Origin of the sequence: Moraxella pluranimalium, from assembly GCF_002014825.1 — a bacterium.
In the GTDB taxonomy this organism is placed as follows: Bacteria; Pseudomonadota; Gammaproteobacteria; order Pseudomonadales; family Moraxellaceae; genus Moraxella; species Moraxella pluranimalium.
In genome coordinates, this window is sequence record NZ_MUYU01000006.1 from 144,869 (window position 1) to 157,291 (window position 12,423).

A 12,423-nucleotide genomic window follows, 5' to 3' on the forward strand; every position below is an offset into this window, starting at 1 on the left:
GATGCAAGGTGATTGGAAAATTCCATTCGCCGTTTTTTGGTGCATCAAATACCGTTGGAGTTATTATGAGCTGGTTCCCAAAATGGCAGCCTTACCAAGGCGATATCAATACACAACCTGTCGCCACCAATGAATATCTACCTGTGGGTCAAAGCATCATGCTGGGACTACAGCATGTGCTTGCGATGTTTGGTGCGACGGTGCTTGCGCCACTATTGATGGGCTTTGATGCCAATCTTGCCATCATGATGTCAGGCGTGTGTACGATTTTGTTTTTCTTGATGACTGGTGGGCGTGTGCCAAGTTATCTGGGTTCAAGCTTTGCGTTTATTGGTGTTGTGGCAGCGGCGACGGCACACGCCACAGGTTCAGGGGCAAACCCAAATCTCTCGGTAGCGCTCGGCGGTATCATTGCGTGTGGTGTCTTGTATGCCATCATCGGTCTGATTGTCATGGCGACAGGTACTCGCTGGATTGAAAAACTTATGCCGCCTGTGGTAACGGGTGCGGTGGTGATGATTATTGGTCTAAACCTAGCACCTGTGACTGTCAAAGGCGTACAAGGTAAGCCATTTGAGCTGTGGATGGCTCTAATTACCGTGCTGTGCATGGGGATGATTGCGGTGTTTGCTCGTGGCTTTATGCAGCGTTTGCTACTGCTACTTGGTCTTGTGATGGCGTATGTGATTTATGCCATTGCCACCAATGTGATGGGACTTGGCGAGCCGATTAATTTTGCGCTGATTCGTGATGCGGCATGGTTTGGTCTGCCGAATTTTAGCTCACCGACTTTTGACACCAATGCCATGCTCATCATTGCACCGGTGGCATTTATCCTAGTGGCAGAGAACTTAGGTCATATCAAGGCAGTGGGTGCGATGACGGGTGAGAACCTGACCCCACAGCTTGGCAAGGCGTTCTTTGCCGATGGCGTGGCAACCGCACTGTCAGCAGGCGTGGGCGGTACAGGCATGACCACTTATGGCGAGAATATCGGCGTGATGGCGGTGACTCGTGTATATTCGACCATTATTTTTGTGGTGGCTGGTGTGTTTGCGATGGTGCTGGGTTTTTCACCGAAATTTGGTGCGATGATTCAGACCATTCCAAGCCCTGTCTTGACCGGTGCATCTATCGTGGTCTTTGGTCTGATTACCATTGCAGGTGCGAAGATTTGGATTGATAATAAGGTGAATTTTGCCAGTAACAAAAACCTGATGGTCGCTGCCATCACCATCATCCTAGGTACGGGTGATTTTGGCTTGATGATTGGTGAATTTAATCTGGGTGGTATTGGTACGGCGACCTTTGCGGCGATTATTCTGCATTGGTTCTTAAGCCTACGAGAAGAAAAAGCAGGTCAAGCAGAATCATACTGAGTAGTGTGTCATATCATGTAACATTTTGGGCAATTGTTGTGTAAAGATTGCCCAAAAATTGCGTGATTGTTACCAAAAAATCAGTTATAATAGGCATTACTTTTTATATTGTATAATCAAATATAAAAACTTGTTAATTAAGGAAGATGATGGCACGGTGCTGTCATCTTTTTTTTGTGCTTTTTTGTCTTGGGTGGCGATGGGTTGCCATCATAAGATGGAGTGTGTTATGTACGAAAATCCACTTTCTTGTACGGCAAAGCCAAACTTTGTCGAAATTTTACATTGTACGGTCAATGCCTTTAATGCGCCTTTGTGGGATGTGTTGATTTGGATGTTGGTCGGTATTGGTCTATTTTTTACCGTGATTTCAGGCTTTGCGCAGTTTCGCTTATTTGGTCAAAGTATCAAAACCATGCTTGGCAGTCGCAGTAATGATAACGAAGCCGATGGCATTTCAGGCTTTCAGGCGTTTGTGACGGGTCTGGCTAGCCGTGTCGGTGTCGGTAATGTCGCAGGCGTGGCGATTGCCATCGGTATCGGTGGCGCGGGTGCGGTATTTTGGATGTGGCTGATTGCCTTGATTGGTATGTGCTCGGCGCTGGCTGAGAGCAGTCTTGCGCAGTTATTTAAGGTGCGTGATGAGCACACCAATCGCTTTCGTGGCGGCCCTGCGTATTATATCGAGCAAGGGCTTGGTCAAAAATGGCTCGGCGTGGTATTCGCTATCGCCTTGATTGTGTGCTTTGGCTTTGTGTATCAGTCGATTCAGTCAAACTCAATTGCGCTCGCCATCCAATCAGCAGCAGGCTGTGTGGGTGAGAATGATGCGTGTCAAGCGGATTGGCAGATTTATAAGCACGTCGTGGGTGCGGTGCTTGTGGTGATTACAGCACCGATTATCTTTGGTGGTATCACTCGTGTGGCAAAAATTGCTGAGACTTTTGTGCCGGTGATGGCGCTGTTTTATCTGTTGGTTGCACTGTATATCGTTGGCGTGAATATTGATAAAATCCCAAGCGTGATTTCATTGATTTTTACCAAAGCATTCACCTTTGAAGCGGCGGGCGGTGGTCTGTTTGGCTCGATGGTGTCAGTGGCGATGATGCAGGGTATCAAGCGTGGTCTATACTCAAATGAAGCAGGTCAAGGCTCTGCGCCAAACGCTGCTGCCGCTGCCAATGTCAAGCATCCGGTGGAGCAGGGCGTCATTCAGATGCTTGGCGTATTTGTGGATACACTGATTGTCTGTTCGTGCACGGCGTTTGTGATTTTGCTTGCGGTGATGCCAGAGAACGCCGCTGATTTGTCAGGTGTACAGCTGACTCAAGCAGCGCTTGAGAGTCATGTCGGTGCTTGGGGTCAGTATTTCTTGGCAATCGTGCTATTTATGTTTGCCTACTCGACCATCATCGGTAACTATGCTTATGCCGAGTCAAATATGCAGTTTTTGAAAAATAACGCATTTTTATTGACCTTATTCCGCATGGCGGTGCTTGGCTTTGTGTACTTTGGTGCCGTGACCAAAGTGGCTGTGGTATGGGATATGGGCGATTTGACGATGGGCGTGATGGCGTTTATCAACCTAATTGCCATCGTGCTACTGTCTGGCTATGTGTTTACACTGGTCAAGGACTATAATGCTCAGCTCAAAGCAGGCGTTGCTAAGCCTGTGTTTGATATCAACAAATATCCAAAACTTGCCCAAAAGGTGCGTTCAGATATTTGGAAATAATCCGCTTAGCAATGAAGTTAAACAGCAGGCGTGTGAATACGCCTGCTGTTTTTTTGCAACAAAAAACCCCGCAACAGCAGGGCTTTGGCGTGATTGACATCACAAAAGATAGGGCATTAGCGCTCAAGATATTGAAGCTTGCCTTCGACACCGTCCCATTTTTCGTGGTCAGGTAGTGCGTCTTTTTTCTCGGTGATGTTCGGCCAGATGCCTGACAACTCTTCGTTGATGGCAAGAAATTCTTCTTGACCGGCAGGGATTTCATCTTCAGAAAAAATCGCATTGGCAGGACATTCAGGCTCGCATAGGGCGCAGTCGATACATTCATCAGGGTTGATGACTAGGAAGTTTGGGCCTTCATAAAAGCAATCAACAGGGCAGACTTCGACGCAGTCAGTGTATTTGCAGCGGATGCAGTTATCAGTTACAACAAAAGTCATAATAGTACCTTGGCTTATTGGCTCGGTGAGAATTTGTGGCGAGCGATGTGATATCACTCGCAAATAAACTAGATGGGCAGTGCACCCTTAGACAGTGTATTTTATCCTGTTTGGCAAATTTTCTCAAACAAAACTGTGGCTTTTATTATGCCAAAATCGAAAAAAGATGCCATCAAACGGCAAAAGCCATCAGCTATTGATAATGATAATCACTAAATGGCTTAATTTATCAAAAATACATAAAGATGATAAGCCAAACCGCACGCCGTGATACCAAAGGCAATGTGGAAAAAACCGTTTATGCGTGGATGGATTGAAGCATAAACGGTTTTTTTGATAAGTAGGTTTGCTAATTAAGCGGGTTGTTATACCGCACTTGCTTGTTGGACTTTTTTGGCGATAGTGTAGCACTCTTCGATGTGGTCAAAGGCGATTTTTTTAAAAATCATATAACCCAAAGTCGCCGCCACAAGCTGACCGCCAAACGGCACATATTTGCTGACTTGCTTGCCAATGAACTTACCGCCAAAGCCTTGTACGGTCTTATTGACCAAGCCACGCGCAGCAACTAGGCTACCGACAGCGATGATTTTTTCTTTGAGATTTTGCTCATTTTGCGCTTGGATGTGCTCGCTTTCAGACAGTCCAAAACGGCGGCTGATTTCAGGGAGTAGCTTTGAGAGCATGGCGACATCGATGGCGACATCAAGTAGCGGTAGCGGAATGATGGCGACGCCTGCTGAAATCTTGGCACGAGATTTGGCAAGGTTTTGGCAGTCGTGGCGTACCGCTTCTAGGTTGATGCTTGGGTCGATGTGGGTGGCAAATGGCTTTTGCATAATACATTCCTTAATTGAATATCAATAACTTATTATCTTGATAGGGATAAAATAACAAAATACCAAGCGCTTGCGGGCGGGGTTTTGTATGCGTTTTGTTGCAAAAAAGCCACAAACTTACTTGTGGCTTAATGATGGTTGTCGGGTGGTGAATTGTGCATGGCTTTTGTGGCCGTGTTATCAGCTTATCAATAGCCAAGACGGTTTATAGCTTATCACACCTACAATTAATTGTGGCGTAGCTGTCTTGGACGAAAGCCTGTTGCCAGTAGCACCACGACATAGACGGCAGCACCAAGGGCGCAGATGGCAAGCAAGATGGCGATTTTTAGCCATTGACTACCGCCGACAGGATAAAAAGGTAGCGCAAAGTACAAGGCGGCGACCATCGCGGCGCTTGCGATGCCAAACTGGGCAAATAGCTTTTTCCAAGCTGTGCCAAAGTGATAAATGCCACGCTTTTGTAGGATAAAGTATAGTAGCCCCGCATTGACAAAACTTGCCGCCGTCGTCGCCAGTGCCAAACCGCCATGAAGTGGCAGTTGTGCCAAATAAAACACGCCAATAAACAGCACGCTAAAAATCATATTGGCAAATACCGAAACGATACCGACTTTGACAGGGGTTTTGGTGTCTTGACCGGCAAAAAACGCAGGCGCAAAAATCTTAATCAGCATAAAGCCTAGAATGCCGCCCGATAGTGCCTTGAGCGCCACACCGCTCATCAAGGCGTCATTGTGGCTAAATTCCCCACGCACAAACAGTGCATCCATCAGCACATCAGACAGCACAAACATCGCAAGGCTAGCCGGCAGACCCACTAGGATAATTAGCCGTGCCGCCCAGTCCATCGTCTTACGAAAAGTTTCGTCATCGGCTTTGGCGCGGCTTGACGATAAGCTTGGCAAAATCACCGTGCCAATCGCCACGCCAATCAAGCCAAGCGGTAGCTCGCTTAGGCGTTCAGCGGCATACATCCACGACACTGAGCCTGCCACCATCAAGGATGCAAATACGGTGCTAAGCAGTAAGTTGATTTGGGTAACAGACACACCAAAGATGGCAGGAAGCATCAGCTTTAGGATACGCACGACGCCTTCGTCTTTGAAATCAAAACTTGGAGCGACAAGCAGTTTTTGTTGCCATAGCTGTGGTAGCTGAATGAGTAATTGTAATAGTCCCGAGATGGCAACCGCATAGCCAAGCGCCATAATCGGCGTATCCATCATCGGTGCGACGAGTAGCGCACCACCAATCATACACAGATTGAGTAGCACAGGGGCAAAGGCAGGCGCGGCAAATTTACCATAGCTTTGCAAAATACTACCAAAAAATGCCGTCATCGAGATGAATAGCAAATAAGGGAAAGTTAGGCGAAGTAGCTCGGCTGCGGTGTCAAACTTGGTCGTATCACCCACAAAGCCCGGGGCAAAAAGGGTGATGACCTGTGGCGCAAGCAAAATCACCGCCACCGTCAGCACAAGCAATATCGACGACAGCACGCCTGATACTCGGCTGATGAGTAGCTGCACTTCATTGAATGAGCGAGTTTCTTTGTATTCGGTCAAAACGGGCACAAAGGCTTGGCTAAACGCCCCTTCGGCGAACAGTCGGCGCAAAAAATTGGGGATTTTGAACGCCACCAAAAAAGCGTCCATCAGTCCGCCTGCACCAAACACACTCATCAATACCACATCACGCACCAAGCCTAAGATGCGAGATAGCATGGTCATTGAGCTGACGATCATAGTCGAGCGAAAAAGCCGTGATTTTGCCATAGAAGTTACTTGTTTGCCAAAAGTGCTATATTTTACTCGCTTTTTGGCAAAAGTGTTGTAAATTTGTGCAACGGCAGGCGATGATGGCTAAGCGTTAAACAAACGAAAGCTAAAGTTAGGATATTGGCAATACAATTCATCCAATCAACCCAAATGATTGGCGACCATTGCACGCAGTTTTTGCCAATCAAAAAACTCACCGGGGTCGGTTTTGCGAGTTGGGGCAATATCGCTATGACCCATCAAGTGCCTGCGTGTGGCGGGATAAGCCTTATAAATCTCGGCGATAATTTGGCTAAGTACTTGATATTGCACACTTTCATAATTGGTATCATCACTGCCTTCGAGCTCAATACCGATGGTAAAGTCATTGCAATTGTCTTGCCCAAGATAGCAAGATGCCCCAGCGTGCCATGCACGGTCATCAAAATTGACAAACTGCGTCACGCTGCCATCTCGCTCGATGAATAGATGCGCCGAGACCTGCATGGTGTGGATGGTCTGAAAATACGGATGGTCATCGGCATTGAGCTGATTTTGAAAAAACGCTTTGACATGGTGCACGCCATCAGCATTGACTTGCCCGAAGTTTGACGGCGGCAAGCTGATGTTGTGAATGACGATGCCACGAATGACACCGCTACTGTCGGTTGGGCGGGCGTTGAAATTGGGCGATGGCAAAAAAGTCGCCCCATGCAAAATACCATCTTTGATAAAAAACTGTGTCGTCATAACAAATCCATGCAAGTTTTTGGCTATTGTAGCACAAATCGCACAGACAAATGGGTGAAATGCTGTGATACAATGGCGATACTTACAAGACATCACTCTTTGCATCAACACAAGGTCGGCTTATGTCACACATCGCCCACAAACTTGGCATACTCACAGTATCATTGGCGTGTCTGCCGTCGATGGCATCAGGCACAGCGCATGGTATCGCTGATGGCACGCAGCTATCTGATACGATTAAATCCCTGTCAAATCAATCACTTAAAGCAAATCCCTATGGGCTAAGTGATGTACAAATACAAGCCATCGCATCGTCAGTGGCATGGCGACGACTGCTATTGTTCAAAGATTATCCAACGGGCAAGGATGAGAGCCGATTGGACAATCCCAAGTTCTTTGTGGCGGCAACTGGTCATAACGATGCCAAAGCCGAGCTTGTGGCGACTTTGGATGCGCTCGCTCGCCAAAATCAAGCGGTGCTGTGTCAGTTTCCTGCTCGGGCACATTTTTTGGCAAATCAGCTTGGGCAGATGGGCGTGCCCCATACTATTGATTTGACGGCGTGCAGTGAATTTCAGGCATTTGCCAAGTCATTGGATGCCAAGCGATTGTCGCTGATTTTTGCCGAAGAGCATCCCAACGCACTGGCATCTGCCTTCGCTCATGTGCTACTCAAAGCAGATAATGGCAGTGATGAGGACAAGCGGGCGATGGCGGTGAATTATACGGTGGCAAGCGATGCCAAAGATGGCACTGTGAAGTCCACCTTAAAATCCATCTCGGGCAAATACGCAGGCGTGATGGAGATTTTACCTTATCAAGATAAGCAAAATGACTATCTTGTCAAAGATGAGCGGGATTTGTGGCAATACACCCTAAACTTATCCGAAGCAGAAGTGGCACAAATCGTACGACACATTTGGGAAGTCAAGGACATGGCACGCCCGTATTTTTTTACTCATGATAATTGCGCCACTGAGATTGTGCGCTTGATTGATGTCGTGCGTCCTGATGGTCGTCTCAAGGATAAAGTGGGTAAAATCGTGATTCCGTCACGCATTGCATCGATTTTGGTGGAGCAAGGCGTGGTGGCACAGACGCAGTTTATCCCATCGGTATCGACCTTGCGCCAAGCTCGGCTTAATGCGTCTCATCAGTCGGCGGGTGCAGTTGATGCGACAGATGTACTGTTGCCAAGTCGTAATAATCCTGCCAATGCCACACCAGTTCATCGCATTGGGCTGGGTATAGGTATGGATGAGCGATATACTGATAAGGCAGTTTATGGGCTGTCATTGAATGGTGCTTATCAAGATTTACTTGATAATCCAAATGGCGTGCGACCGCTACTTGATTTGCAATTGATGTCGCTTGAAGCCATCGTTGATGATGAGAAAGTGAAAATTAAGGACTTGACCATATTCTCGACTCGCAGTCTCAATCCTGCCAATACCGCCAAAAATAACGCCACTGCCCCAATAGGCGTGGGCAAGGCATGGGGGCAACGACTCAAATTCAGCCAAGTCATCGACGCATCGACGCATGATAACGATGACCATCTGGTGCTGGATGTCGGACTACAAAAAGGCAAGGCATGGAATCTTGGGCAAGCTCGTGCACACACCGGTGAGATTGCTGACACGACTTGCTATGTACTTGCCGATGGTGGCGTGCAGATTGGACAGGTGAATCAAGGTTATCGTGTGGGCGTTGGCGCAGTTGCTGGCTGTGTGCACTATGCCACCGAGCGAGTGCGTGGCTTGGTGGAGCTGTCTGTGCCTTATTATTATCATGCTGATAGTGCCGATGGCGTACGCTCAGGTTATTTTCAGCCGTCGGTCAGTATTGGTGCGCAGGCGGATATCAGCCGTGACTATGCCGTGCGACTGGTATCAAAAACCGAACGCTTGTACGATAACACCAATACCCAAGCCATGCTGTATTTATCCAAGTATTTTTAAGGGGACTAAGCTGATTTTATGAAGCGATTTTTAATCATTGGTCAAGGTTCAATCGGCAAACCGTTGGCGGAGCGACTGACAGTACACGGACAGGTGATGGCAGTGGCAACGAGTACTAAGGCTTATCAAGCGCCTGTGACATTGCTACAAAAACCCGCTCAAACGCTCACCGCTGATGACATCTGTGGCGTGACACATATCGCTATCATCATCACACCGCGTAAGCAGGGCAAAGTCGCCACCGCTGATGATTATAAAGGCAGCTATCTGTCCGTCTGCCAAAGCGTGACACAGCTGTATCGTGATAGTGCATCACAGGTACAGCTTGAGCAGGTGCTGTTTGTCTCATCGACAGCGGTCTATGGCGAGAATGCAGGCGAGTGGATTGATGAGCGAACGCCTGCCGTGCCGACTAGCCCGACCGCACAGGTGCTACTACAGGCAGAGCAAGCGTTGCAATCGGTCTTTGGTGATAAAGCAGTCATCGTGCGACCGAGTGGCATTTATCATCTGGGCAGTACACGACTGATTGAACAGGCAAAATCTGCGCACCACGCAGGCGTGCCAAGTCATCATTATACTAACCGTATCATGGATAGTGATTTGATTGCCATTCTTGAGCGTATTCTGATGACAAGTACGCCAAAGCCTATTTATCTTGCGACGGATACTTTGCCTGTCACAAGCTTTGATGTGCTTAGCTTTATCGCCGATACGCTTGGCCATCCACCACCTACACCGATTGATGGTGCTATGACCGGCAAGCGTATCCGCCACAATCTGCCTGATGGCTGGCTGGCTGTGCCTGATTATCGGGTGGGCTATGGGCAGGTGATGGCAAAGATGGCTGAATAATCTTAATCAGCCATTGATGAAAGGGTATCAATAGAGCAAAAAACATGGCTTAGGTGAGTTGCCTAAGCCATGTTTGTTTAACCAATACAGTGAAGCAGATCTAGTTTTTAGGTTTGGTTGTTGAATTGTCTGCTTTGGCATTTTGACCGTCATCAGTTAATTCTACAACTTCTTGGGTTTCGATGGCTGCTTTTGAGCGGTCTTCTTTGCTGACCCATTGTGATGGTGTACCGCTAAGTGCTTTACGCATATAGCTTACCCAAATTGGTAGGGCGGCAACACCACCATACTCTTTAGCGCCGAGTGTAGATGGCTGGTCAAAGCCTACCCAAACAACCGCAACATTGGTTGGCTGGAAGCCTGCAAACCAAGCGTCTTTTGCAAGGTTGGTTGTACCGGTTTTACCACCGACATCGCTACGACCCACAGCACGGGCTTTTTTACCTGTACCATAGCTGATGACTTCACGCATCATATTGGCGACATTATAAGCTGTCTCGTGTGATAGTACACGTGGGGCTTGTTGTGCCATCATGAGCTGTGGTGCAGTTTTTGGGTGTAGGCGGTCGCCAGCAGGCGTGCCGTCATGAGTTTTGGTTTGGGCTACTGCATCGCTTGCTTTATCATCTGCTGCTTTGCCATCTTTTGTTGTATTGGCAGCTGATGACTTGCTTGCGTTAGCAGTTTTTTGTTGTGCTTCAAACGTCTCTAGAAGTTTGGCATTGGTTTTTTCAAGATTCTTATTAAAGCACAATGCACACGCTTGTACAGGATTGGCTTGATAGACCAAATCATTATTAAAGTTATAAATACGCTCGATGAAATATGGCTGAATACGATGACCGCCATTGGCGATGGTCGCATAGCCTGTCGCCATCTGTAGCGGTGTGATGTCAGCAGCGCCCAGTGCCAGCGCAAGCGTCGATGGCATACGGTCCATCTCAAGACCACCCATCTGGTTCATCAGCTGACGTGTCTCGTCGATACCCGCTGAACGCATCAAGCGAATCACAGGCGTGTTACGAGACAGTGCCAATGCACGGCGTAGGGTCATCATACCAGTAAATCGACCGTCGGCGTTCTTTGGTCGCCAGCTACCGATACGGATTGCCGCATCCGAGATTAGGCTGTCTGGTGTGTATTTGCCAGTTTCGAGTGCAGCGGCAAATACAAATGTCTTAATGGTCGAGCCAGGTTGACGATAGCCTTGAGTTGCGCGGTTGAATTTGCTGTGATTGTAGTGGAAACCACCGACAACCGCACGCAATGCGCCATTTTCAGGGTCGAGTGATACCAGTGCGCCTTGTACTTTTGGGATGGATTCCATTTTCCAAGCGGTTTTGGCTTCGTTCAGTGGCGAGATACGCACGATGTTGCCGACTTTGACCATTTGGTGGGCATTGCTGTAGCCACCGCCGACACGGTTGGCGCTATAATAGCGTCTTGCCCAGTTCATGCCTGACCAGTGAATGGTGACTTTGTCGCCAGATTGTAGCTCAGCTTCAAAGCTGTTGTTATTCACCTTAGTGACTTTGGCAGGATAGATGTTGTCAAAGTTGCGACGACCTTCAAGCTCGCCTTCTTCGGCTTCGACACCACGCCAGCCATGACGACGGTCATAGCTACGCAGACCGCCAACGAGTGCAGAATCAGCAGCGAGCTGGTCTTGACTGTCAATGGTCAGCTGTACACGCCAGCCGGAATCCATCACTTTTTCGCCGTATTTTTCGACCAATGAGCTACGAGCCATCTCAGCCACATACGGCATATTCAAATCAAGCTGTTCTTTATATAGGTTGAGTCCCATCGGTTCTGCAATGGCGGCATCTCGCTCAGCAGCACTGATAAAGCCTTCTTCGTGCATACGACCGATAATCCAGTTGCGACGCTCCATTGCACGCTCTGGATTGACCACAGGGTTATAAGCCGATGGTGCTTTTGGTAAGCCCGCAATCATTGCCATCTCAGCGATGGTCAGCTTATCAAGTGGCTTACTAAAATAACGACGTGCCGCCGCTTGGATACCATAAGTGCCTTCGCCCAAATAGATTTTATTGACATATAAAGTTAAAATCTCATTTTTGGTGAGTTCAGCTTCAATCTTACGAGCGATAAACAGCTCAGTCAGCTTACGGTCGATGGTACGCTCAGGGCTTAGAAAATAGTTTTTTGCCACCTGCATGGTGATGGTCGAACCACCCGTTTGCGAATCGGAATTTGATGCCACTTCGGTGAGCGCACGACCCATACCTTTGACACTGATACCGCTATGCTCAAAAAAAGTATCGTCTTCGGCAGCCAAAAACGCATGAATCATATGCTGTGGAATTTCTTCAAAAGTCACTGGCAATGATAAAGTATTGCCATATTGTCCAATCAGCTTATTATCTGAAGTATAGACCTGTAGTGGCATCTGAAGTTCGGTTTGGTTGATGTTTTTGACATCAGGCAAGGTTGGCTCAAGATACATCGCCATCCCATAAAAGCCAATCGGAAACGCCAATACCAAAATCAAGACCAGGGCAATGATTGCCACCAAGATTTTTAGCAATACAGACCAAAGCGTCGCAGTAAAAGTTTTTTCAGCCATAAAAAATCATGCTTAATTGTTTTAAACTAACTGACCATTTTACCAGTTTGACAAAAAATAGCTAGTAATAGTTGGTAAATAAGTGTAGTTATTGAAAATCACTATAAATTACAA

At 47.6% G+C, this 12,423-nt stretch carries 9 protein-coding genes; 4 read left to right on the forward strand and 5 right to left on the reverse strand.

Features of this window, described 5'->3' with window-relative positions:
* Nucleotides 1–62 precede the first annotated feature (62 nt).
* Both B0680_RS01910 and B0680_RS01915 read left to right on the forward strand, forming a co-directional pair.
* Nucleotides 63–1,379: a solute carrier family 23 protein gene (locus B0680_RS01910; RefSeq protein ID WP_143821335.1), complete on the forward strand. Its 1,317-nt coding sequence runs from the start codon at nucleotides 63–65 to the stop codon at nucleotides 1,377–1,379.
* 229 nt (nucleotides 1,380–1,608) lie between these two features.
* Nucleotides 1,609–3,114, forward strand: a complete 1,506-nt coding sequence (locus tag B0680_RS01915) for an alanine/glycine:cation symporter family protein (RefSeq protein WP_078253365.1) — start codon at nucleotides 1,609–1,611, stop codon at nucleotides 3,112–3,114.
* Between the two features lie 116 nt (nucleotides 3,115–3,230).
* Here B0680_RS01915 and fdxA read toward each other — a convergent pair whose 3' ends face one another.
* The 4 genes from fdxA to ampD form a co-directional block, all read right to left on the reverse strand.
* Nucleotides 3,231–3,554, reverse strand: a complete 324-nt coding sequence (gene fdxA, locus B0680_RS01920) for a ferredoxin FdxA (RefSeq protein ID WP_078253366.1) — start codon at nucleotides 3,552–3,554, stop codon at nucleotides 3,231–3,233.
* A 365-nt stretch (nucleotides 3,555–3,919) separates the two neighbouring features.
* Nucleotides 3,920–4,393, reverse strand: a complete 474-nt coding sequence (locus B0680_RS01925) for a hypothetical protein (RefSeq protein WP_078253367.1) — start codon at nucleotides 4,391–4,393, stop codon at nucleotides 3,920–3,922.
* Between the two features lie 227 nt (nucleotides 4,394–4,620).
* Nucleotides 4,621–6,171, reverse strand: coding sequence for a murein biosynthesis integral membrane protein MurJ (murJ, locus tag B0680_RS01930; protein ID WP_078253368.1), 1,551 nt, complete (start codon nucleotides 6,169–6,171; stop codon nucleotides 4,621–4,623).
* A 144-nt stretch (nucleotides 6,172–6,315) separates the two neighbouring features.
* Nucleotides 6,316–6,903 (reverse strand): 1,6-anhydro-N-acetylmuramyl-L-alanine amidase AmpD, encoded by a 588-nt coding sequence (ampD, locus tag B0680_RS01935; protein WP_078253369.1) that lies wholly within the window; start codon nucleotides 6,901–6,903, stop codon nucleotides 6,316–6,318.
* A 122-nt stretch (nucleotides 6,904–7,025) separates the two neighbouring features.
* Between ampD and B0680_RS01940 the strand changes: the two genes are divergently transcribed.
* Both B0680_RS01940 and B0680_RS01945 read left to right on the forward strand, forming a co-directional pair.
* Nucleotides 7,026–8,864, forward strand: coding sequence for an Lnb N-terminal periplasmic domain-containing protein (locus tag B0680_RS01940; RefSeq protein WP_078253370.1), 1,839 nt, complete (start codon nucleotides 7,026–7,028; stop codon nucleotides 8,862–8,864).
* 18 nt (nucleotides 8,865–8,882) lie between these two features.
* Entirely contained in the window at nucleotides 8,883–9,719 is an 837-nt protein-coding gene (locus tag B0680_RS01945; RefSeq protein WP_078253371.1) for an NAD-dependent epimerase/dehydratase family protein, read from the forward strand.
* A gap of 100 nt (nucleotides 9,720–9,819) precedes the next feature.
* Here B0680_RS01945 and B0680_RS01950 read toward each other — a convergent pair whose 3' ends face one another.
* Nucleotides 9,820–12,309 (reverse strand): penicillin-binding protein 1A, encoded by a 2,490-nt coding sequence (locus B0680_RS01950; RefSeq protein ID WP_078253372.1) that lies wholly within the window; start codon nucleotides 12,307–12,309, stop codon nucleotides 9,820–9,822.
* Nucleotides 12,310–12,423: the final 114 nt, after the last annotated feature.